This is a genomic window from Trichocoleus desertorum AS-A10 (assembly GCF_039962155.1).
In the GTDB taxonomy this organism is placed as follows: domain Bacteria; phylum Cyanobacteriota; class Cyanobacteriia; order FACHB-46; family FACHB-46; genus Trichocoleus.
Window position 1 is genome coordinate 217,610 of the sequence record NZ_JAMPKN010000005.1, and the last position, 22,293, is coordinate 239,902.

The 22,293-nt window shown below is 49.7% G+C and carries 19 protein-coding genes; 4 read left to right on the forward strand and 15 right to left on the reverse strand.

Annotation, left to right across the window (positions count from 1 at the left end; genetic code table 11):
• Positions 1-9 precede the first annotated feature (9 nt).
• Positions 10-1,941 carry a peptidoglycan D,D-transpeptidase FtsI family protein gene (locus NDA01_RS10620; protein WP_431193369.1) on the reverse strand — a complete coding sequence of 644 codons (1,932 nt, stop codon included), beginning with the start codon at positions 1,939-1,941 and terminating at the stop codon, positions 10-12.
• Positions 1,942-1,995: 54 nt separating this feature from the next.
• On the reverse strand, positions 1,996-2,541 hold the full coding sequence (locus NDA01_RS10625) for a hypothetical protein (RefSeq protein ID WP_348227910.1): 546 nt from the start codon (positions 2,539-2,541) through the stop codon (positions 1,996-1,998).
• 416 nt (positions 2,542-2,957) lie between these two features.
• On the opposite strand from NDA01_RS10625, the gene NDA01_RS10630 reads away from it, so the two are divergent.
• Positions 2,958-3,251: a DUF3288 family protein gene (locus tag NDA01_RS10630; RefSeq protein ID WP_348227911.1), complete on the forward strand. Its 294-nt coding sequence runs from the start codon at positions 2,958-2,960 to the stop codon at positions 3,249-3,251.
• A 39-nt stretch (positions 3,252-3,290) separates the two neighbouring features.
• Here NDA01_RS10630 and NDA01_RS10635 read toward each other — a convergent pair whose 3' ends face one another.
• From NDA01_RS10635 to NDA01_RS10645, 3 genes are all read right to left on the reverse strand, one after another.
• The gene (locus NDA01_RS10635) at positions 3,291-3,977 is read right to left on the reverse strand and encodes a cadmium resistance transporter (protein ID WP_348227912.1); all 687 of its coding nucleotides are present in this window, start codon (positions 3,975-3,977) and stop codon (positions 3,291-3,293) included.
• The gene (locus NDA01_RS10640; protein WP_348227913.1) at positions 3,974-5,287 is read right to left on the reverse strand and encodes an MlaD family protein; all 1,314 of its coding nucleotides are present in this window, start codon (positions 5,285-5,287) and stop codon (positions 3,974-3,976) included. Before NDA01_RS10640 ends, NDA01_RS10635 begins: the two co-directional genes overlap by 4 nt.
• Before the next feature lie 66 nt (positions 5,288-5,353).
• Positions 5,354-6,184, reverse strand: a complete 831-nt coding sequence (locus NDA01_RS10645) for an ABC transporter ATP-binding protein (RefSeq protein WP_399314951.1) — start codon at positions 6,182-6,184, stop codon at positions 5,354-5,356.
• Between the two features lie 482 nt (positions 6,185-6,666).
• Between NDA01_RS10645 and NDA01_RS10650 the strand changes: the two genes are divergently transcribed.
• A complete protein-coding gene (locus tag NDA01_RS10650) occupies positions 6,667-8,034 on the forward strand; it encodes a gluconeogenesis factor YvcK family protein (RefSeq protein WP_190438105.1) in 1,368 nt (455 codons plus the stop codon).
• Positions 8,035-8,058: 24 nt separating this feature from the next.
• Positions 8,059-8,580 carry a tRNA (adenosine(37)-N6)-threonylcarbamoyltransferase complex ATPase subunit type 1 TsaE gene (tsaE, locus tag NDA01_RS10655; RefSeq protein ID WP_348227914.1) on the forward strand — a complete coding sequence of 174 codons (522 nt, stop codon included), beginning with the start codon at positions 8,059-8,061 and terminating at the stop codon, positions 8,578-8,580.
• 63 nt (positions 8,581-8,643) lie between these two features.
• Here tsaE and gyrA read toward each other — a convergent pair whose 3' ends face one another.
• Positions 8,644-11,211 (reverse strand): DNA topoisomerase (ATP-hydrolyzing) subunit A, encoded by a 2,568-nt coding sequence (gyrA, locus tag NDA01_RS10660; RefSeq protein WP_190555310.1) that lies wholly within the window; start codon positions 11,209-11,211, stop codon positions 8,644-8,646.
• A 282-nt stretch (positions 11,212-11,493) separates the two neighbouring features.
• On the opposite strand from gyrA, the gene NDA01_RS10665 reads away from it, so the two are divergent.
• Positions 11,494-12,417 carry a histone deacetylase family protein gene (locus tag NDA01_RS10665; RefSeq protein ID WP_348227915.1) on the forward strand — a complete coding sequence of 308 codons (924 nt, stop codon included), beginning with the start codon at positions 11,494-11,496 and terminating at the stop codon, positions 12,415-12,417.
• A 97-nt stretch (positions 12,418-12,514) separates the two neighbouring features.
• Here NDA01_RS10665 and NDA01_RS10670 read toward each other — a convergent pair whose 3' ends face one another.
• The 9 genes from NDA01_RS10670 to NDA01_RS10710 form a co-directional block, all read right to left on the reverse strand.
• Positions 12,515-13,387, reverse strand: a complete 873-nt coding sequence (locus tag NDA01_RS10670) for an alpha/beta fold hydrolase (protein WP_348227916.1) — start codon at positions 13,385-13,387, stop codon at positions 12,515-12,517.
• Between the two features lie 265 nt (positions 13,388-13,652).
• Positions 13,653-15,470, reverse strand: a complete 1,818-nt coding sequence (locus NDA01_RS10675) for a hypothetical protein (protein ID WP_348227917.1) — start codon at positions 15,468-15,470, stop codon at positions 13,653-13,655.
• 363 nt (positions 15,471-15,833) lie between these two features.
• A complete protein-coding gene (gene lnt / locus NDA01_RS10680; RefSeq protein WP_431193370.1) occupies positions 15,834-17,351 on the reverse strand; it encodes an apolipoprotein N-acyltransferase in 1,518 nt (505 codons plus the stop codon).
• 144 nt (positions 17,352-17,495) lie between these two features.
• Positions 17,496-18,467 carry a malate dehydrogenase gene (gene mdh, locus NDA01_RS10685; protein ID WP_348227919.1) on the reverse strand — a complete coding sequence of 324 codons (972 nt, stop codon included), beginning with the start codon at positions 18,465-18,467 and terminating at the stop codon, positions 17,496-17,498.
• A 76-nt stretch (positions 18,468-18,543) separates the two neighbouring features.
• Entirely contained in the window at positions 18,544-18,801 is a 258-nt protein-coding gene (gene ndhO / locus NDA01_RS10690) for an NAD(P)H-quinone oxidoreductase subunit O (RefSeq protein ID WP_399314945.1), read from the reverse strand.
• Positions 18,802-18,864: 63 nt separating this feature from the next.
• Complete coding sequence (locus NDA01_RS10695) at positions 18,865-19,758, reverse strand: DNA-formamidopyrimidine glycosylase (protein ID WP_348227920.1); 894 nt, start codon at positions 19,756-19,758, stop codon at positions 18,865-18,867.
• Between the two features lie 26 nt (positions 19,759-19,784).
• Positions 19,785-20,159: a photosystem I reaction center subunit IV gene (locus tag NDA01_RS10700; RefSeq protein WP_190438065.1), complete on the reverse strand. Its 375-nt coding sequence runs from the start codon at positions 20,157-20,159 to the stop codon at positions 19,785-19,787.
• Between the two features lie 104 nt (positions 20,160-20,263).
• Entirely contained in the window at positions 20,264-20,914 is a 651-nt protein-coding gene (locus tag NDA01_RS10705) for a DUF6391 domain-containing protein (protein ID WP_348227921.1), read from the reverse strand.
• A 268-nt stretch (positions 20,915-21,182) separates the two neighbouring features.
• The gene (locus tag NDA01_RS10710; RefSeq protein ID WP_348227922.1) at positions 21,183-22,115 is read right to left on the reverse strand and encodes a hypothetical protein; all 933 of its coding nucleotides are present in this window, start codon (positions 22,113-22,115) and stop codon (positions 21,183-21,185) included.
• Between the last annotated feature and the right edge of the window lie 178 nt (positions 22,116-22,293).

Consider the following 22,293-nt stretch of genomic DNA (forward strand, 5'->3'; position numbering starts at 1 on the left):
AGCCTCTCACTAGGGAGTTGGTTGCGGCGGGATAGCGGGGCTGGGAGGAGTAGGCGTGTTCCAGGCGGGAGGAGTGGCTGGCGATGTTGGCGCGATTGGGGTATTCCAAGGCTGATTCGCCACAGGCTGACTGGGCGGAATCCGCTCAATGGTAATCAAGGCTTCCATCACCGCTTTCACGATAGGCGCTGCCACCGTCGAGCCAAAGGCGTCATCCCCCTGCGGTTCATCGATCACGGCTACAACTACGTAGCGCGGGGCTTCGACGGGAAAAATGCCCACAAAGCTAGTGATTTTAGCGTACTCATGATAGCCACCGTTTGGATTCGCTTTTTGTGCGGTTCCTGTCTTACCTGCAATGCGATAACCGGGAATCTGAGCAGATTTACCCGTACCCTGAGCCACTACCGACTCCATCATGGCTAGTACCGATCGCGTCGTTTGTGGTGAGAAGATTTGCTGCGGTGCAGGCAGAGAAGGTTGCCAATAAGGTTGGCCATCCGTGTTGAATAAGCCACGCACTAGGTGAGGAGTGACTAATTTGCCACCGTTAGCTAAGGCTCCGTGTAGCTGCACTAACTGGATTGGGGTGAGAGAAAATCCTTGACCAAAAGAAGTCGTAGCTGGCTCAATCGGTGAGCTGACAAACTGCGCTCGTTTCTTCAGAGATCCCGCAATTTCAAACGGTAAATCAATGCCAACGGTTTGGCCCAAACCTAAGCGCTGCAACCAGCTATAGTAAACATCCGGTGGCATCTGCTGCACAATATGCACCATGCCCACGTTGCTGGAGTATTGCAGAATTTGCGCGATCGACAGTGGCCCTCTTGCTCCCACATAGTCGAAGTCATAGTCTGCGATCGGCCAACCATCCACATAAATTTGGCCTTCGTCATTAAACACACTGTTGGGTTGAATCGCCCCTGATTCTAAGGCGATCGCCACATTCAACGGTTTGAAGGTAGACCCAGGTTCGTACAGGTCGGTCAGCGCCCAGTTCTTAAACAGCTCTACATTGAACTTGAAGTATTGGTTGGGATCATAGGAAGGCTCAGAAACAAACGAGAGTAAAGAGCCATCCCGCGCATCCATGACAATGACGCTGCCCCGCTTGCCATTAAACTGCTTGATTTGCTGCTGGAGGGCAAACCTAGCGGCACGCTGCAAACGACTATCTAGAGTAAGTTGCAGCCGCAGATCATCAACATGGAGAAAACCGCCAGGGACTTGGTCGGGAATTAAAGCTCCGCTCCCAGTGCGGCTAAGGCGAACAGCTTGGACAGAGCGCTCCAATAATTTTTGCTGACTATATTCCACCCCCGCTTGACCCTTGCGATCGAGATTGACATAGCCAACCACATCAGCAAATAAGTTCTGTTGGGGGTAGAGCCGCTGCTGGTGACGAATCATCTCAACGCCATCAATCTGCAAATCTTTAATCTGATCGGCGATATCCTCAGTCAGGGAGTACTCTACCTGGATGCCGCTATCAGCTCGATTGAATTGTTGAATTAATTTAGCCGTCGATCGCTTGAGTAAAGGAGACAACTTGGCAGCGATCGCCTCTTTGGTCTCACTAAATAAGCGGGGATGGGCGTAGAGCGTGTAAACCGGTTGGTCGATCGCTAAGACATTACCACCGCGATCCACAATGGGACGACGGGGCACAAAGGGCCGCAAATAAATCATTTGTTGATCTTGCGCCCGAACCTTCAGCTTCTCAGCCTCAACCACCTGGAGGCGAAATAGATTTGCGACTAACCCCAAGCCACCCGTCATCAACACAATCCACACCAGCACCAAACGCCAGGGAGACGGCTGGGCATGAACAGGGGGAAGAGGACCCAAAGCACCTACTTCATTTTGCCAAGACTCATCTACCGCTTTCAAAGGGCGAGCTTGAGGAGAGTTGGGAGTGGAAGGAGGAACAGAAGAGGCCATAAATCCAACACATTAGCAGGACAGCACAGTCAGGGAAGAGGCTACAAATCGCTGCTAATAGCCCAGCGGCGAAAATGTTGTAGGCTTTGCATCCGCTGGCGCGATCGGCGTAGGGGCAGGGGCAGGCCGATGAGGCGCAGGTTGCAAGAAGATAGTATTCGCTGGGTTAGAAGGTACTAGTCCTGCTCTAGTCGTTTCTGCCTGTTGGGCAATTTGATTTTTCAGCACTTCGCTAGCTGCTGTCAACTGGCGCTCATTACGCTGCAAGTTTTCTAGGTTACGGTATTCCTGACTCCAGAGTTGCTGCGAGTATACCGTTTGCCCATACACAGAGAGCACAGCAATCGAGAGGGTTCCAGCCAAAATTGACAAACTGCGCTGGGCTCCAATCAGCGATCGCAACCACAGAGGTAGCTGGCGATTGTTGGGTAGGCGCTTAACATTAGTAGACTGAACCCGACGAGGAGCAACGGTTGGCTGTAGTTTCGTAATCGGGGTAACTTTCGTCCCACTCGGATAAATCGCGGTTTGACTAGTTTGACTGGTTTGACTGGGGGGCAAACGCCGAGGGGGAATTCTAGATTTTAGACCAACAGCCATAGACCTCACTCCTAAAGCAGCAACGCGGCAAAATTTGAGCAGTTTCGTACCGCCAAATTAAATTCATACACTCACACTCATCAGCCATCAGAACTCTACTGACCTCTTAGAACCTGTCCGCCACCGCTATCCAGATTTAGCAATCTAAAACCAGAGGTTTTCGGATAGATTCTTAGTAGAGTTCTGAAGTAGGGCTTAGCAACAGAATTGCTGTTATCTTAGCCTCATTACTTCCCATCAATTCACTAGAACGGTTTTAGTTTTCCCACTTTTCAGTTTGGCTTCTAAAGTCAACAAAATTACGAAGTATAAATATGCAATTGCTCAGTCTACTCTTTAATTGGAATTTCAAATAAATCTCAAGGAAGATTTTCAGAGTATCCGTTAAAGCTCTTCGCAATCCACTTCACAACTTTATGGCGTCAACCTCAGAAAACAAAGACCAGCAACACCCCCTATGGGGTCGCGATCGCCAACTGATCAACAGCCTCCTAGGAGCAGAAGCCAACGACTATAACTTGGTAGAGCTAGCACGGCTGCGCATCCGCTACAAAGGCTTCCCTGGCGCCCGAGATATCAAAGCAGACCTCGACAAAGCCTTGGCCCAGTGGCAATTGAGCGAGAGTGAGTTGTTTGCCAAAACCAGAGATATTCATGCCATCGCTCAGGTTTATAAGGGACGAGGCTCCCAACGCGATGATTGGAGTTAATTGCTGAGTTTCGACATCAATCAACCGCCGATTCACAACTTAGAGATTGGGCAAAAATAAGTTGAAGGTGCCACTTTCAAACATGATAAAAATGCCCAAACCAATCAAGACAATTGGAACAAATGTATTACCATAACGGGTGATTAATCTCGTAATTGTCGGGTGACGAGTTAACTGTTGTGCGATTAAACACCAAAGCCCTATTAGGCCAAAAAAGATTAAAAGTGTGATCCCCAAACGGTTGCGATCGCTACTGGCAAATAAGGGTACGTAGATGCCAATGTTGTCACCGCCATTCGCGATCGTCGTCATTGCTACAGCATAAATTTGTGGGTTAAACAAACTTCGCCAAATTCCTGGAACCGCTATCTCGGGTGCAGCAGCAGTAAGACTATCACTTGGGCTAAGCACTCCCTCGTTAACCGCTTGGACATCACTAGCTGTAGATTCACGATGCCAAAGCTGGTTGATCCCCAAGCCAATCGGCACTAGGCCCAATAACCCAATCCAAGCTGGGGAGATTACCAATCCACCTAAGAAACCAGGCAAGCTCGCTAAAATCAGCACCGTAAAACCTAGGTACTGCCCCAAAACCACATGCCGCTTGCGAAATGTTGAGTTAACCTGCGAGAAAAATATAGTCAGCAGCAGTAGGTCATCTATATTCGTGGCAATAAACGCCATCACCCCCGAAGTGGCTACGGCCCAAATTCCATGTTGAGTCACGGTGCTTTCGGTTTAGTCTGAGGAGTAGCGACTAGGGGAAGGGCAACTTGATCTAAAGCCTTGGCTGTCTCTTGCGCCGTGGTGGAACTTTGAGTCAGCCGCCTTAAATCTTCTTCGAGTTCATTAGAAACAGTTGCCATAGATTCTGGATGAAGTCGGCTGGGCGCATCTGCCTTGGTAGAAAGAGGCGCTAAAACCTGAGCCAGCTGGGCTTGCTGCTGAAGTTGCTCGGTAGAAGACACCAAGCCGCTCAACCCATTGACTAAATTTCGCAGATTGTTGCGGAAGGTGGGGTCCCCCGTCAACTCATCCAAGTCGGAGGTGATTTTTTGGGCGTTCTGAAAGGTGGCTCGCGCCGAATCTAAGGTTTGCTGGAGGACCAGTGTATTGGTGGGATTGTTGAGAGATTGAGAGACATCGCGCAAATTTACCGAAGCTTGGGCCGCGTTCGCGGAGAGTGCCTCTAGATTGTTTAACAAAGTGCTTTGCTCGACTCGACTCAATACTGGCGTAAAGCCTTGCACCGCCACCTGGAGTTGCTCACTGGTCTGCCGAATCGTACCTAAGGTTTCAGCTAACGTATTGCGATTAGTCGTGACTAGGCCACTGACCTGATTTGCCGTCAAGCCTACTTGAGTGGCTGCTTGGCTCAAGGCATCAGCAGTAACTACGGCTGAGGAAGAAACTGTATTCAGGTTTTGCTGGGTAGATTGGCTTAAAGTAGCAATTTCTTTGGACAACTGCGAAACCGCTACCGCAGCTTCAGCGGTATTTTTCGCAGCAGCATTGACGTTTCTAAAGAACGTGGGGTCACTGTACAAAGCAGCAAAGCGGATGCTGGCCCGAATCAGTTCGTCAACGCTAATGCCAATCTGACCTTTGAGCCGAGAGCCATCGCAGACGATCACCGCTGGATCGCAGTTAGCGGCTAATGGTTTGGCAGCGATCGCGCCTTGGGGTAGAACTTTGCGCGGCGATAAATCAATTGACGTTTCACTAATTAAGCCAGATTGATTCGCCTCGACAATCACGTCGCTAGGAATTACCAAATCAGATGAAGAAATCTCTAGAAAAACATCTACGCCATTGGGTCCTGGGCGCACTGCCTCAATTTTGCCAATCACCACGCCTCGATACCGCACCGGAGCCCCTTCCTGCAAGCCTGCTACATTGGCAAACTCGACAATTACTTGATAGGTGCGATTGCCCACACTGAGACCTCGGAGCCAAAGAATCAACGCTCCAAATAGACCCAGTCCTAACAAAATTAATAAGCCGACTGAGCCTTCTCGAACGGTTCTGGTACGCATGCCTCATGCCTCGTTGGTACTGCGATCGAATCGGTGTAGACCTGAGCAATTTTCACTTCGGAACACTTAACCAATCACTTGGATTGGTCCTTCTACACTGCCACTAAAAAATTGTCGAACTAAAGGGTGCTCTGTAGTATCAATATCATTGACGGTGCCTTGCCACTGCACTTTACCTTGGTAGAGAAACACAATCCGATCAGCGGTACGGCGAATGGTGCTGTCTTGGTGAGTCACCATGACATAAGAGCTACAACCTCCTTGGACCGACTGTAGTTGACGCACCAAATCTTCAATTACTGTGGAGGCGATCGGGTCCAGTCCCGCTGTGGGTTCGTCGTAGAGCAACACTTCTGGCGACCCATCCGGGTTGTCAGGATTTGCCATAATGGCGCGGGCAAAACTCACCCGCTTGCGCATGCCTCCAGAAAGCTCAGCAGGCAGGCGACTGCCAATTCCGGCCAATCCCACCATTTCCAGTTTTTGATTGACCAATTCCCGAATGCGGCGTCGCGGCAAATTGGAATGCTCATACAGCAAGAACCCGACATTCTCCTCCACGGTGAGGGAGTCAAACAAAGCTGCTTGTTGAAATACCATGCCAATACTAATTGGGTCAGCACTGTCTTCAATCAAACCTTTTCGCCGTTGCCCCTGCACATAAATTTCCCCTGCATCCGGTGCCAACAACCCAGCAATAATCCGGAGGATTGTAGACTTACCAGTTCCAGAAGGCCCAATCACTGCTAGGGCTTCTCCACGATGAATGGTTAGATCTGCATTATCCAACACCGCATTTTTGCCAAATGTTTTAGACACTCCTTTCAGTTCAATCAATGGCTCAGCCATAGGGTGCGAGTTAGAGATGTCTTGGAGTTCTGTCAGAGGCTCAGCCATAGGATGCACATGGAAGTTCTGTCAGTAAAATTAGTCGCGTTGCTCAAGTCCGTGTTGCCGTTTGTACCTTTAACTTCAACCCCAATCTCAGTAATCCAGATTTCTACTTTAGCCAACTCCTGCCCCTTGATTCCAGGCTAGGTCAAGTTGCGATCGCCCTAAACTGGCATTTTAGATTGGTTTCACGACGATTCATTGACGATGCCTTGGGGTTTTAAGTTCAGCCTCTACTATGGGCATTAACGGTATGAGTTTTCAAGTTGATGCAGGCTTACAGTCTCTATTACCTAGAGCGAGTCATTTTTTAATTTTGTTCCACCCAGGGCTACCAGATTTTGCAGCGGCCATTCTTATAAGACAAAGTAGCAACTTTCGGGACCTACCTACAGTCAAATCGCTTCTAGAAGTGTAGTTGTGCTGTTAGAGTCAGAAGCGGTTGCTGCATATTTACCTATCCAGATGTTTTACCTCCTCGCTCAGTAATGACAATTGGTTTATTAAAACAAGCCCTAAATGCCCTCACGCAGGAATCGCGCCAGCGCACACCTTTGCGAGTTAGCCGTTGGTTTAAGTGGTTGGCACCTGGATTACTCGTGAAACGCTGGTTACTGCTGAGTGCCGGAGGTGTCTTACTAACCAGCTTGGGCTTAGCAATTTGGATTAAGCTAACCCCAATTTTTACCTTGATTCAGCTAGTCCAGAGCTTTCTGGAATTTATTACAGAAATTATTCCGAGCTACATTAGCGGGCCGCTGGTAATCATCTTTGGTCTATTGCTGATTTTGTGGGGCCAAACCCGCACCCTTGGTTCCATTACCGAGGTATTGATGCCAGATGGCGATGAAGAGTTAGTCGATGTGCTGCTCAATCACCGTCGTCTTAATCGCGGTCCAAAAATTGTCACAGTGGGGGGCGGTACAGGTCTCTCGACGCTTTTGCGAGGTTTGAAAACTTACAGCGCCAATATTACTGCGATCGTGACTGTGGCCGATGATGGCGGTTCCTCCGGACGGTTGCGCCGGGAAATTGGGGTGTTGCCTCCTGGCGATATTCGCAATTGCCTCGCGGCTTTAGCCGATGAAGAAAGATTGGTGACGGAGCTATTTCAGTATCGGTTTCGGGCTGGCGATGGGCTAACCGGACACAGCTTTGGCAACCTGTTCTTAACGGCGATGAATGACATCACGGGGAACTTGGAGCAAGCGATCGCTGCTAGTTCTGAAGTTTTGGCGGTACGGGGCCGAGTCTTGCCTGCGACTCTGAGTGATGTGCGCCTATGGGCCGAGTTAGCCGATGGTCGCCGCATTGAGGGCGAGTCCAGCATTACCGCCGCTCAAGGCAGCATCGTCAAAATCGGCTGCACGCCAGAAAATCCTCCCGCTTTACCCCGCGTATTGCAAGCCATTCGGGAAGCAGACTACATCATTATTGGACCGGGTAGCCTCTACACCAGCGTCATTCCCAATTTGCTGGTTCCTGAAATTGCTGAGGCAATCGCTCAACGCAAAGTCCCCCGGATTTATGTCTGCAACATCATGACGCAACCGGGTGAAACACAGGGTTACAGCGTATCCGATCACATTCAGGCGATCGATGCGGCTTGCGGACAACGGCTGTTTGATGCGGTGTTGGTGCAGAGCAAAATTCCTTCGGCTAAAGCCCTGATTCGCTACGCTCAAGAAGATTCGAATCCGGTTGAACTCGATCGCCAAACTGTCAAGCTGTTGGGCTGTCGCATTGTCCTGGCCAATGTCATGGACGAAGATGAACGCACCGGACTCGTGCGGCATAACTCGCAACGGTTGGCTCAAATCCTGTTTCGTTGGTACACTCGCACTCACAGTTTGTAGCGCTTTTGGAGTGAGTGGGTTCTCATGGCAGTTGAGTCTCTGACGTTCATCCTTCCAGATGCCGCAGCCACGCGATCGCTCGGTCTGACGCTAGGACAAACCTTGCCCGCTGGTAGCACCCTCCTGCTAGAAGGTGATCTGGGCAGCGGCAAGACGACTTTGGTCCAAGGTTTAGGGGCAGGGTTAGGGATTCTAGAAGCCATTGATAGTCCTACCTTTACCCTGATTAACGAGTACATGGAAGGTCGGTTGCCGCTCTACCACTTGGATTTGTACCGTTTGCAGCCGACCGAGGTTACCGAGCTCAATTTGGAGAGTTACTGGGAGGGGGCCGATTACCCTCTAGGTATCATGGCGATCGAGTGGGCCGAGCGGTTGCCTTATCTGCCAGAGCGTTATTTACAGGTGCATTTGCGCTATCCAGGCGCGGCTGAGGGTGATGAGGCGATCGCTAATCAATCTGAGTTGGCTGGTCGTTACGTTGAATTAGTGGGAGTAGGCGGGTTTAGCCTAGATTTCTTGCAAGATGTACCAGCCAAGCAATAAAGAAGGGCAGGTCCAAGACCCGCCCCTACAGATAGAAAATTGAATACTTCCTGCTGTCAGGATTTACTCTTCAATTTCTTCATCCGTGCCTTCCGCAGAAGGGGGTACTAAAGCCACTGCGGCGATCGCGTCATCTTCATCTAGTCGCTGCACTCGCACCCCTGTAGCTGCCCGTGACTGCGAAGAAATAGCCTTGATCGCTTGGCGAATGATGATGCCACGGCTGGTAATAATCATCAGTTCGTCTTCTTCATTGACGACCCGTAGGGCCACCAGTTTGTCAGCCGCACGACGAGACTTAAACTTCGTCGCGATCGTGCCTTTGCCGGCTCGATTTTGCAATCGGAACTGAGATACAGGCACCCGCTTGCCGTAGCCTGAGCTAGTCACTACGAGCACCCACGGACCTTGAGTTTCTGCGAGGACTGCCTCTTCTGCTTCTAGTTCCTCTTCTTCCTCCACTTCAGGGCCAGAAGCAATATTGGCAACGACACTAGCAGGCAAGATGTCCATGCTGATCAGCTGATCACCAGAGCGTAGATTCATGGATTTGACTCCACGGGTAGCTCGGCCCAACGGACGCAGTTGGTCATTGTCAGCTCGGAAGTGAATCGCCATGCCTTGGCTAGAGCCGATAATGATGCTGTCTTCCACGCGGGCACGGCGTACCCAACGCAGTTGATCGCCTTCTTCTAGGGAAATAGCAATTAAGCCATTGGTGCGAATGTTGCTGAAGGCAGAGAGTGCTGTCTTCTTGACGAAGCCGCCACAAGTTAGCATCACCAAGTATTCATCGCTGCTAAATTCCGAAACTGGGACGATAGAGGTGATCTTCTCGTTTCTGGGAATGGGCAGCATTTGCACCACGGGCATCCCGCGAGAAGTTCGCGACCCAATTGGGATTTGGTAAGCCTTGAGGCAATAAACCACGCCGCGATCGCTAAAGAACAAGACGCTATCGTGGTCGCAGCAGGTGATGAAGTGTTCAACCCCGTCGTCTTCCTTCATCCGGGTGCCCGCCTTACCTCTAGTGGCTCGGCTTTGGGCTTCAAAAGTGTTGATGGGCATGCGTTTGATGTAGCCCTGTTCAGTGAGCAGAATCAGAGCTTTTTCGTTGGCAATCAGATCTATATCCCCAATTTCACCTTCTGCCTGCTCAATCACAGTGCGGCGAGGTGTTGCATGAGTCGCTTTAAGCTGAGTGACTTCAGTGCAAATAATTTCTAGAATTCGCTCTCGCCGAGCCAGAATATCTTGCAAGTTGGCAATTTGGGCTTGCAAATCATCATGCTCTTGCTGAATTTTTTCTGCTTCTAGCGCCGTTAAGCGACGCAGTTGCATTTGCAAGATGGCATCCGATTGCGCTTCGGAGAGACCGTAGATGTTGATCAACTCTTGCTTTGCGGTGGGCGCATCTGCCGCATGCCGAATCAAGTTAATAATGGCATCTAGATTGGTCAGTGCAATCAAGAGACCTTGCAACAAATGATCACGCTCTTCTGCCTTCCGCAACTCATAGCGAGTGCGCCGAATGATCGTCTCAATCCGGAAGTCGAGGAAGACTTGGAGACACTGCTTCAGCGACAGGGTTTGGGGTTCACCATTCACCAGCGCTAGCGTGTTCACTCCAAAGTTCGCCTGGATTGGCGTTTGCTTGTAGAGGTTGTTCAGCACGACGCGAGGATAAGCATCGCGCTTGAGTTCAATCACGATCCGCATACCATCGCGATCGCTCTCATCTCGAATGTCAGAAATGCCTTCCAAGCGCTTCTCGTTGACCATTTCCGCGATCTTTTCGATCAGCGCTGCCTTGTTGGTTTGGTAAGGCAGTTCGGTAATAATAATGGCTTCGCGATCGGGACGACCTCGATGCTCAATCGTCTCAATGCTTGCCACACCCCGCATGGTGATGGAGCCACGACCTGTCATGTAAGCTTCGCGAATCCCCGTTGTTCCTAGGACTTGTCCCCCCGTGGGGAAATCGGGGCCAGGAATCAGGCGGATGAGTTCGGCATCGCTCAACTCGGGATTTTGAATTAAGGCGGTTAAGCCATCAATTAGCTCTCCGAGGTTGTGGGGAGGAATGTTAGTTGCCATTCCCACCGCGATGCCAGAAGAGCCATTCAGCAGCAGTTGGGGAATCTGCGCTGGCAAGACCAAGGGTTCTTGCTGGGAGCCATCGAAGTTATCACCAAAGTCAACGGTGTCCGACTCAATGTCCCGCAGGAGGGCATTCATCGTCAGCGATTGCAAGCGACACTCGGTGTATCGCATGGCTGCGGGGGGGTCGTTGTCGATAGAGCCAAAGTTGCCGTGCCCGTTAATCAGGGGAGCGCGCATGGAAAAGTCTTGGGCCATGCGAACTAGGGCATCGTAAACGGCTGTATCACCGTGAGGGTGGTACTTACCTAGCACTTCCCCAACCACACGAGCACATTTACGGAAGGGGCGGTCTGCGGTTAGCCCCAGCTCATGCATGGCATAGAGAATTCGACGATGAACGGGTTTCAGACCATCCCTCGCATCTGGCAGTGCCCGACCTACAATCACGCTCATTGCGTATTCCAGGTAGGACCGGGACATTTCGTTCCGCAGATCCGTTGGAACAATCCGCTCTGGGGAGGTGCTCATACAGTGAAAAAAACTCCAAAAATGCAGAATTTTGGCAATTAAAGAGAAAAAAAGCCCAAAAAATGCCGATAGACTGCTCAATAACTGCCAAATACTCTCTAAATTTTAACACATCTTGATGTTTCCTGGTTTCTGTGATATGTGAGCATGACCCCAGTTAGGCTTGCGATCACCCTCTCCTTAGTCCTCTCCCAGCAGGAAAGGGAACAAGAAATCGCAGCGGCTCTCCTCGCCCAAATTGTGATTCAGTAAAATCGGGAGGTAGCGTGCGGTGGGGTGAAGATGCTGGCGGTAATTTACTCAGATGAGTTTTTGGAACACAAAACAGGGCGTTTCCATCTAGAGCGACCGGAACGATTAACGAGTATAGTGGCCGCGCTCAAGGCGGCGGCCTGGGCTGACCAGTTGCAGTGGCGATCGCCCACCCCTGTTAACCAACGCCCGCTCCTGACGGATTTGGGTCGAGTCCATCCGCCTACTTACATTGAACAAATTCAGCAATTAGCCCAACGAGGTGGGGGGTATTTAGATCCCGACACTCCCGTTTCCCCACGCAGTTATGATGTGGCTTTACTTGCCGTCAGCGCTTGGTTAGATGGCGTGGATCAAGTGCTGCAAACAGGCAATCCCGCATTTGTGCTAGCTCGTCCACCAGGACACCACGCCTTGAGTGATTGTGGGATGGGTTTTTGTTTGTTTTCCAATGCGGCGATCGCGGCTTATTACGCCCTAGAGCAACCAGGTATCAATCGCGTGGCGATTTTGGATTGGGATGTGCATCACGGCAACGGCACTCAGGCGCTCGTGGAAAAGCATCCTCGGATTGCTTATTGTTCGCTGCACGAGTCTCCCAATTACCCTGGTACAGGCTTGGCGACGGAACGCGGTTTGCATAATAATGTGTTGAATTTGCCGATGCCGATGGGTAGCACAATGGCAAATTATCAACCGTTGTTCGAGGAAAAAGTTCTGCCGTTTCTCGCTAGTTTTCAGCCTAATTTGTTAATTGTTAGCGCTGGTTATGATGCCAATCACGCTGATCCCTTATCTGGCATTTCACTTAAGCCAGAAGACTACGGCATCTTCACACAATACTGTTTGCAATTAACCCCAAAAGTTGTCTTTGGTTTAGAAGGTGGCTACGATTTGCCCACCCTTTCTCAATCTGTTGTGGAAACCATTAAGAGTTGCCTATTTAGACCATAGGGACGAAGCAGTCGGCAGATAATATTCGCTTGATTGGTCAGAATCATGACCAAATGCTTCGCCCCTACAAGGATGTCTCTTTAGCGGCTTAGTTCTCTTAGTCTTTTAGAAATTCGTATAAAGCCTTATAAGTTGCTTCTGGGGCTTCTTCAGGTAGAAAATGACCTGAAGCGATCGCTTCACCTATTACATTCTCGGCTCTGGTTCGCCAGGTTTCAAGAACATTATATTTGCGCCCAATAATGCCTTGGTTACCCCACAAAACAAGGAGAGGGCACATAATTTTTTGGTCTAAATCGGCTTGATCATAGACTAAATCAATCGAAGCCGCAGCGCGATAGTCTTCACAGGTTGCGTGAATTGTTTCAGGCTGACTAAAGCAACGGATATATTCGGCTAAAGCTTCAGGTGTAAACGCCGAAAAATTCTTGCTCCAGCTTTCTAAACAAGTGCGAAGAAAATATTCAGGATTGGCACCAATTAAAGTTTCTGGAAAAGGGTAGGGTTGAATCAGAAAAAACCAGTGATAGTAGGCTGTAGCAAATTCTTGATCGGTCGTAGCGTAGAGTTCGTAAGTTGGGACAATATCTAATACTGCCAACTTTTTAATACGTTGAGGATAGTCTAAGGCCATGCGGTGTGCCACTCTAGCTCCGCGATCGTGCCCTACCACATAAAACTCTTGATAGCCTAACTGCTGCATCATCTCAACCTGGTCTTGGGCCATGACTCGCTTGGCATAGCTGGCATGGTTAGCCTCTGCTTCCGGTTTAGCACTGTCTCCATAACCTCTTAAATCACTCACCACAACGGTAAAGTCTTGAGCCAGTTGGGGAGCCACTTTATGCCACATCACATGAGTTTGCGGGTAGCCATGTAGTAACAAAATGGGATAACCATTGCCACTTTTCAGCAAGTTGATAGTCGCGCTACTAGTCTGCATTTGTAGCCGCTGAAATTGAGCAAACATGTGCATTCCCTCAACTGCTCATTTTGCTGTAGTGAATTATTGCTGGAGTTGATTAATCCGCCTTCTCCAGTCTTTCTAAACTTGAGTCTAAGTGATAAGCCTGTAATTTCGTTTACTAAAGATTATTGCTTGTTCTCTAGCTCGATAGCCTAGCAACAACTGTTAAACCAGCGACAAAGCACGAGCGGTCGCGAAGTTTTGATTTCTGGGCGTTAGCGATCGCTTTTAGAGACGAGCTTTTAGACTTGCCAGGAGCGAGCACTATCTAGGCAATGACGACATTCTGAGCTGTGAGAGGCGCATCATGAAACACAGTGACCGTATTGCCAGGACTCAGCGCAATAATCGAGAACAATTCACCCGTGGCGGTGTTACCACTGCTGCTAATAGCACGTAGGACATCACTACCTGTAGTAAACCCTAAGCCCACGGCTATTTGTAGCGTGTCAGCAGCAGCCACAAAATCTCCGATCACATCAGCTCCATTGGCCGCTCCAAACCTAAAGACATCTCTGCCTGCTCCTCCAAACAGAGTGTCATTCCCCAACTCACCTAGGAGAAAATCGTCACCTGCTCCACCTACTAACTGATCATTGCCAGTTTGACCGACTAAAGTGTCATGATCTGCTTGGCCAAAAAGAATATCATCCCCAGATCCACCGCTTAGGAAGTCATTACCAGCATCACCTTGAATTCGATCATTGCCTTCTAAGCCATCAAGAGTATCAGCTAAAACGGTGCCGAAGACGAGGTCTGCTCCCGGAGTTGCGATCGCAGGCGTAAAGCCTTGAGTCTGGAATCCAGCAACTTGATAGCCAATATCCGCCAACATCGCTGCGTCTAAGCGGGTGATAGTTTGGCGTACTCCCGGATTTGTCGCTCCCATCAGTACAGGCTGGCCTCCGCTCAAAAAGCCATCCTGGATGTGGCCTAAATCCGGATCAAGAGGGATCGGCAATCCTCCATTCACATCTCTAGCATTAGGACCACTAAAAGCAGCACCCTGACCTGTGGCTTTAAACACTGGAGCAGTACCAATTCCCAGTACATGGCCAATTTCATGCAAGGCCGTACTCAGAAAGTCTGTTTGGTTCCAAGGAATATCGTTAGCTGTGTTGGGCGTTTGGTCAAAAAACCAAGGGGCAGGCGCTCCATTAGAAAAAGTCGGAGCTGAACTGAAGGAGATGCTGCCAACCCAAGGCTCAAAATTGGAGCCAGTATAGCGGTTGCTAAAAATGCTGCCAGCAATGTCTAAGCCGTCAGGTCCGCCTGCGGCCAGCGCGCCCTCAGCACTACCAAAAGGCAGGGTTTGCGCCCCAACAAAAATTAGTAGGTCGTCACTTTCAGTGTCCAGAACTACTGTTTCTAACTGACCTGTTTGGGGGTTTTGTACCCGAAATTTTACCCCGGATGGCAGATTGGCAAACTCATCTTGAATCACTGCTTCCCAATGGTCAGCAGCAGCTTCTAGAGTCGCTCGACGTTCTGGATTGGCAAAAAAACCGTTGGTATCAAACCGATAATCAAATTGAATTTGGAAGCTTGGTGGGGCACCCATTCGCTTCTCCTCCTGTCCGAACGCAAGGAAATGCTCGAAGCCGTCTCGAAACATACCTGCCGCAACAGCCTGAGCAACGTCAGGATACCTCAATAAGTAGTAGTTGTTATCAAATTGGGAGCTTGGAGATCGGCCTTCGCCATGCCCATATCGGAAGAAGTGCTCAAAGCCACTGGAAAACATGCCTGCTTTCACCGCCTGAGCGATATCGGCATATTTCGATAAATAGTGTTGAGTGTTAAACAATGCAAGCGGCGATCGCCCTTCAAACTGACCGTGGCTGAGGAAGTGCGCTAAACCGCTGCCCACGCTTCCTCGAGCAATCGCACCCGCTACATCGGGATATTGAGTCAGGTAATTGCTATTGCTAAACCAAGCGCTAGGATCACGTCCCTCACGTTCACCAAAGCGCTTAAAGTGATCAAATCCGCTGGTTAACTCTTTTCTAGCAACTGCTGTAGCAACATCTGGGTTGTGAGCGAGGTAAAACGATTCATCAAACAGGTCAAAAATCGACAGGGTCATGGAAGCCACCTGCACAGTGAAGCTTAGATGGAGTGATCCAGCTACATCGACAGACACTTCAATAGCTACATTTGGATCATCATCAGGCCAGTAGTATGACGGAGTAGTTTTCAGTCACATCCTACACAGTTAGTAATTTAACGCTTCTGATCTAACCTTTTGTCTTTCCTACTGGCAATCTTCGCTGAATCTTTAAACTAGGGCTAATTCAGTCTGAGTAACTACGTACAAATACGAGTATTAATAACTAAGTTTTTGCTGATTTTAGATTAAAGTCACCCTATAAACTCTCAGCGGTTTCAATTTGCTTTGTGATAAGTCATACTCTCGCTAACTCAAGACTTCTGAGTTACCACCCAGTCGCTAATGGCGGTACCAGCTATGCAGAGTCAAGACAATTGCCAACATGACTATGAGTGGGGTCAGCCAATCTCCCCAACGCACAAAAAGGGTTTGAGTCTGGCGACGGTAGATGGTGTCGCTATGAAGCTGGTAGATGTTTAGTCCTGATAGCCACTGGGTTCTACCGTGGGGATCAATGATGCCAGAGTACCCTGTGTTAGTAGCACGAGCAACCCAACGATCGGTTTCAATCGCTCGCATCACATCCTGAGCATGATGTTGTGCCGTCATAGACGGGCTGTAGTGAGCATCGTTGGAGGAACTCAGAATGAATTGCCCGCCTTGGGCTGCCTGTACCCGGAAGTGCTCAGCGAAAGCAGATTCATAACAAATGCCAGCGATCGCTCTGCCAAAAGGAGTTTCAAAGATCTGGCCTACCTGCCCAGGAATCATATGAGCATCTAAGGGTGATAGGCGATCGATTAAGCGCCCTAAAACATCCTCAAACGGGATGTATTCGCCTAAAGGCACCAATCTGATTTTGTCGTACTGACTAAAAATCTCTCCGTTGCCTAGCACTGTAAATAGACTATTCGTAATGCTGCCGCCTTTTTGCCCAAAGGCTCCGACCCAAGCCACAACTCCGCGATCGCGCACCGCTTGATAAAAAGAGCTTTGCGTCAAGTTGGCTCCAGTCCACAGAAACGGCAACGCCCCTTCGGGTGTGAGTACTGCTGCTACACCCTGATCGGTAAGCTGATTGTACCCAGTAGTATAGCCAGTCAAAGCCTGCCGCCAACCTTGCACGTCCAGCTTAATTTCGTTGGGAATATTACCTTGAATAATGCCAATCTTTAAGGCTGTGTCTGGCGGTGATACTAAAACCCGGTTGGACAAGTTCCAGCCTAGGAGATGCAGTCCTACGAACAGAACGCTTGCTGTGACCAATGGAGCGATCGCCAGCTTTCGGACTCGGTTCTCCGTCGGCTGACCTTGGCGCGATTGCCGATAGCTAATCCAAGCTTCGGCGAGTAAACCGTTGACAGCTACAATGGCAGCCGTAATCATCATGGGACCAGACAATTGCCCTAAGTGCAAAATGGCTAAGTTGTGAGGGCTTTGGGTATAGGACACCGAAGTCCACCACAAAGGCCCCCAACTCCAAAAGGATTCCAAACCACACCAAAGCGCTACTCCAGCCAATAACCGAATGCCAGTCGGCAGCTTAGCTCTTTGAACCAACCATCCCCAGCAGCCAGCCCAAACCGCAACCAGAACAGCTCCCCACAAAGTAAGGAATATCCAACAAAATAGGGCGATCGCTACGCTTGCTAGCCAAGGCACACCCATCCAAGTCATCGGGTGAACACCTGTAATCCAACTCACTGCTAGGCCGTGATAACCAATGCCCCAAGCCAAACCCAAGAGCGATCGTTCCCGATGGTTACCTCTAGCAACTTGTAAAGTCATAGCCCACAAAGGGACCAACGCAATCCAGGCTAGCGGCCAAGCATTCAGCGGGGCAGGCGTCAAACCCATCAGAAGGCCTCCTCCCAGCGCTATGCTCAACCGCCGCAGTTGGGGGGGCTTGAGTTCGATATTGAAAAATTTAGGCATGGCAAATCTGGTACGAACTAGTCCTTACCATTGAGTCAAACTGGAGATCAACTTTATTTCTTGAACTTAAGAAGCAATTGGGCTAGGGCTAGTTTCTAGCAGAGTTTGAGCCTGATTGATACTATCGCGTACCGAGCGAGCAGAGGCTTGTAAAGCAGTTCGCTCCGCATCGGTAAGGCTGAGTTGTAAGACCTCTTCCACTCCAGTGCAACCCAAGCGACAGGGCACACCAATGAAAATATCTTCTAAGCCGTATTCTCCCTGCAAGTGAGCGGCAACCGGAAGCAGCCGCGATTGATTCAATAACACAGCTTCTACCATCAAGCAGGCCGCCGAAGCAGGTGCAAAGTAGGCACTACCCGTTTTCATCAGTTCCACAATTTCGGCTCCACCATTCCGAGTCCGTTCGATCAGGCGATCGATCGTCGGCGCGTCCATCAGTTCTGTAATCGGCACACCATTGACTGTGGAGTAACGCGGCAATGGCACCATCAAATCTCCATGACTACCCAGAACTGTCGCCTTGACATCAGCAGTAGAAAGACCCGATTCCATCGCAATAAAGGTTTGAAACCGTGCTGAGTCCAGAATTCCTGCCATTCCCATGACCTGAGCAGGTGGTAAACCACTGGCCTGCCAAGCTAAGTAGGTCATCACATCTAACGGGTTCGTCACTACAATCAGCACCGTACCCGGTGAATAGATAACCACTTGACGAGTGACATCCAACACAATTTTGGCGTTAATTTTGAGTAAGTCTTCTCGGCTCATTCCTGGCTTGCGGGGAATGCCAGCCGTGATTACAACCACATCCGAATTAACAGTGTCGGCATAATTATTGGTACCCACAATCTCGCGATCGTGCCGCTCGATGCCTCGCGCTTCCATCAAGTCAAGCGCAATACCTTGAGGACGACCTTCCAAAACGTCTAACAGCACCACATCAGCTAGATTTTTTTCGGCAATCCGCTGTGCCAAGGTACTACCGACGTTACCAGCCCCAATGATGGATACGCGAGTTGGACGACAAACAGTCATAGGAAAGCCCCCGAAGACAAGCGCTATGCTGCCAGCCTAGCTTACTGCATACCCTGACTGGGGTGATTTGATGCGGTTACTTAACAGTCTCCAGTTGATCAGCCCGCAACCAAATATTGGGGGTTGGAACTTGACCAAACTTCACCAAGGCATAATCGCCTCGCATATCTACAACCTCTCCTTTCGTCTCAAATAGATAGGGAGGAAAGCGAGTATCGCTAGCCTGAGCTTCTAAACTGTTTTCCAATTTTTCTCGAATGGCACGGACCAAATCACCTTTTTTCACTGCCATAGCTTGCCCTACCGCATCTCTAGACTCCTCTTCAGCATTCATTGTAGAGCCTAACTGCGATCGCCTACAGCAACTCAAGCCTCAGTAAGACAAATGCTCTCTAATTTATTCTGGCTTAGTATAGGGTTGGCATTGCGAACAAAAGTGAGCAGAGCGACCTGCCAACTTTAACCGCTCGATCGGATTGTCACAAACTCGACAAGCCGTGCCCGTCCGGTTATAAACCCAAGCCGCTCGGCCATAGTTGCCATTCACGCCTTGGACGTTGAGGAAGTTGCTGAAGGTTGTCCCTCCAGCATCAATGCTTGTCTCTAGGACTTGGATTACGAACTTGCGGACTTGGCCAATTTGCACTGGCGTTAAGTCTGTACAGAGCGTTTGCGGATGAATATTGCTGAGAAATAAAGCTTCGTCTGCATAAATGTTGCCAACCCCTGCCACTAGGGTTTGGTCTAGCAAAGCATTTTTGATGGGACGTCGCCGATTACGCAACTGCTGCGCTAGGTATTCTACCGAAAACTCGTCTGAGAAGGGTTCAGGGCCGAGTGTTTGTAATCCTGTCATCACGCTTTCAGGCTGCTGTCCGGGTGGCACCCACCACATATGGCCGAAGGTCCGCTGGTCTACAAATCTGAGTTCGCGATCGCCCGCAAAAAATAGTCGCACTCGTGTGTGCTTTTGCAACGGCTCGCTCGGATCAAACCAAAGTAACTGCCCAGTCATCCGCAAATGAACGCCTAGCCAACCTCCAGATTGTGGGGATTGCGCTTCTGTAGGGGTAAAGCATTCGGTAGAGCGTTCAAGTTTTGCCAACAAGTACTTCCCTCGCCGCTGCCAAGCCGCGATCGCACTTCCCTTTAAGCCAGTCAAAAAATCAATATTAGAAACTGGGTGGGCAATGGCGCGATCCAGCAACACATCACCACCCAGAATAGTTCTGTTCAGGGTCACCTGTTGGAGACCCCGACGAACTGTTTCAACTTCAGGCAGTTCAGGCACAATCTAACCTTAGAATTCGGTTTACCCTAACGGGAATCCGTTCCCTGGTTAGCTCCGCCTTCCACAGTCGCATTCGCTTCACCAGCTTCCGGCTTAGCAGTTTGCTTCGCGTTAGTCTTGGTGTCTTGTCCAGTTCTACGCTTAGCAGCGTCGAGAGTCGTGTTTCCACCGCCGGGCGCAGCAGGTACTCCTTGCTTCGCCTTAGCTTTTGGAGCTTCGATCTCTACGACTTCCTCGGTCGCAAAGTTGTTGGTATTGACACCAGCGTAGTTAACCTTATCAAAGCGAACAATAACTGGATACTTAATACCACTCTGGTCAATTGAGGCAACAGTGCCTACATCTTGAAACCAGAAGGATTCTTTACGGAGGATACGGACTTTAGAACCACGTTGAACCATGAGTGTCTTTTTCCTTAACTAATTTTCAACACATATGGCTAATCGATCCTCAGAGTACTACTCCAGAAGGCCTCTCGGTTCGTTCTGCTCTTTAAGTTTTATTTCTACTCAATCCAGCGAACCCGCACAAAGTGGGCTGGTCGTCCCCAATCATCCCGAATTGCGGTTACCCCTGCGATCGCTAAATTGAAGGGAATCGCGGTCGTAACATACTGCTGGGCTACGCTCCCTAAGTCAGGTGCCAAGTGAGCTGCTGTGGTAGCAGCTAATCCCAGGCCTAGTAGCTGTTCAATTGGGCCTTTAGGCAGAAGCAAGTGAATACCAAGAGCTAATCCTGCCGTGAGTAGCACATTGACCGATAAATTAGTGCCACAACGAGGATGAACCGCTAAGTTCCACTCACCCTCCGTAATCCGCTGCAAAGCCTGATGCACTGACCACCGTAGATATACGGTATCTACTTGACCATAAAGATAAAACCCCTGATCCGTAGACATCCCGCCCAACAATTCATTGTCTGTGGATAGGGATCTAGAAACTGTCCCAGCATTAACGCTATGAGAAGACTCACTTAAAACCCAAACCGTTGCATGCTCCAACGCATGAACTTGTCGCAACATCAAAAGCTCTTTGAGAGCAGGAATGAAGCTAAGTTGTTTTAGGAGATCAGTATCTTGAGTTTGGCTTGGATGCAGCAGTTCAGGGTTCCAAAAACTCAGAGATTCGCTATTCTTTTCAGAAGCAAAGGCGGCCATAACACCCCAACTTAACTGACCAATTTAGCAATAGCAGTCTCCTTTAACTCTAACGTTCCTACCTAGAAAGAGTTAAAAGTTTTGTTGTTGCCTTGTTAGAAACCATGACCTTAGAAAGCAATTCGTGACCAGCGCTATCCAGTCAAGCAAAGCTGAAGAGCACACTCTAGCTATACAAAACAAATAGAGAAGCAGAGCGATCGCCTAGCTTCTCCACTGAAGATTTTCAACGTGTTGGGGTAGATTCTTTCCGATCTGAGTGACAGGGCTACGAGATAGCAGCGCTCCCGCCATTACTGAGCCAAGGAGCGTTGAAAATAGCTGCTGTTGGTGTGCCGGTTGCGGGTTGCACTCTCTCTCCAACTCTCTTAGCAACTTCAATTCCGTATTGCTCAAAGATCACAATTGGATCAGAGCCTTCATTCATTTCAATCCGCTTCACTAACACTTGACCGTTAGCGAGTCGCTGCCCCACGCTGACGTAACGACTAGTATTTTCGTTAGGTGCCTTAATAATTGCCTGAGCTTGTTCGCCAACTTGAACCACCCCTGAAACCTCAACTGCCTGAGCTAGAGCTGGCTGCGGTAATGGTGGCAAAGCCGCAATTGCAGGAGGTATCGACCGAGGCAAAGTTCCTGGCCGAATGGGTGTCGCTCCTGCCACTGTAGGCCTGCTGCCTGGCCGGGCTCCTGCCGTGTTCGTTCTTCCAGGGCTTCCTGCACCAGCAGTCGTTCCTGGAGACCTGCGAGTAGCACCAGGAGATCTATTAGTTGGATTAGTTGTATTAGGCCTTGAGGCTACTGGAGAAGCTCCTGGGAGGGTTCGGACCTGAGGAACGGCGCGTGGAGCAGCAGTCGGTGTAGTTGCATTTGGAGAAATAACCGGAACTGGTGGTAGCGGCAACAAAGCAAACGGATCTTGACGACCCTGCTGTACCTGACGAGCCCGTTCATCAGGATTGGTTGACTGAATCAAAGCAGGGGCAGCAGCGCCAGTTCTTGTCTTTTGAGCAACTAGCGGTGGTTTCTTAGCTGAGAAAGGCTGTGCTTTGGGGGAGGGTTTGGCAGGAGCTTGTGTCACCACTGTAGGGGCAACAGAAGGGGTCGGCGAAGCAGCTTGCTCGTCACCTCCCTCTCCGGCACACCCACTCATTAAAAGAGCCAGCATCCCTGTAAATGCAATCACTTTAACTTGACGCATCGCCAATTCCCCAAAACTTTCTTACAGAATAGCCTTACTTGCACTGTTTTGTGCTAAGGATTCGACTGAAATCATACTAGAAATAATGTTACTTTTGCTAAGATCTTTGCACACTACCTACTGTTGGTTACCTCCCGCTTAGTAGCCAATCAACTTATCCGTTTTTAACGTAAAGTTT

Coding starts and splice junctions, on each gene's coding strand:
- NDA01_RS10620 (WP_431193369.1), bottom strand. CDS start 1,941: ATGGCCTCTTCTGTTCCTCCTTCCACTCCCAACTCTCCTCAAGCTCGC.
- NDA01_RS10625 (WP_348227910.1), bottom strand. CDS start 2,541: ATGGCTGTTGGTCTAAAATCTAGAATTCCCCCTCGGCGTTTGCCCCCC.
- NDA01_RS10630 (WP_348227911.1), top strand. CDS start 2,958: ATGGCGTCAACCTCAGAAAACAAAGACCAGCAACACCCCCTATGGGGT.
- NDA01_RS10640 (WP_348227913.1), bottom strand. CDS start 5,287: ATGCGTACCAGAACCGTTCGAGAAGGCTCAGTCGGCTTATTAATTTTG.
- NDA01_RS10645 (WP_399314951.1), bottom strand. CDS start 6,184: ATGGCTGAGCCTCTGACAGAACTCCAAGACATCTCTAACTCGCACCCT.
- NDA01_RS10650 (WP_190438105.1), top strand. CDS start 6,667: ATGACAATTGGTTTATTAAAACAAGCCCTAAATGCCCTCACGCAGGAA.
- tsaE (WP_348227914.1), top strand. CDS start 8,059: ATGGCAGTTGAGTCTCTGACGTTCATCCTTCCAGATGCCGCAGCCACG.
- gyrA (WP_190555310.1), bottom strand. CDS start 11,211: ATGAGCACCTCCCCAGAGCGGATTGTTCCAACGGATCTGCGGAACGAA.
- NDA01_RS10665 (WP_348227915.1), top strand. CDS start 11,494: ATGCTGGCGGTAATTTACTCAGATGAGTTTTTGGAACACAAAACAGGG.
- NDA01_RS10670 (WP_348227916.1), bottom strand. CDS start 13,387: ATGTTTGCTCAATTTCAGCGGCTACAAATGCAGACTAGTAGCGCGACT.
- NDA01_RS10675 (WP_348227917.1), bottom strand. CDS start 15,470: ATGACCCTGTCGATTTTTGACCTGTTTGATGAATCGTTTTACCTCGCT.
- lnt (WP_431193370.1), bottom strand. CDS start 17,351: ATGGGTTTGACGCCTGCCCCGCTGAATGCTTGGCCGCTAGCCTGGATT.
- mdh (WP_348227919.1), bottom strand. CDS start 18,467: ATGACTGTTTGTCGTCCAACTCGCGTATCCATCATTGGGGCTGGTAAC.
- ndhO (WP_399314945.1), bottom strand. CDS start 18,801: ATGAATGCTGAAGAGGAGTCTAGAGATGCGGTAGGGCAAGCTATGGCA.
- NDA01_RS10700 (WP_190438065.1), bottom strand. CDS start 20,159: ATGGTTCAACGTGGTTCTAAAGTCCGTATCCTCCGTAAAGAATCCTTC.
- NDA01_RS10705 (WP_348227921.1), bottom strand. CDS start 20,914: ATGGCCGCCTTTGCTTCTGAAAAGAATAGCGAATCTCTGAGTTTTTGG.
- NDA01_RS10710 (WP_348227922.1), bottom strand. CDS start 22,115: ATGCGTCAAGTTAAAGTGATTGCATTTACAGGGATGCTGGCTCTTTTA.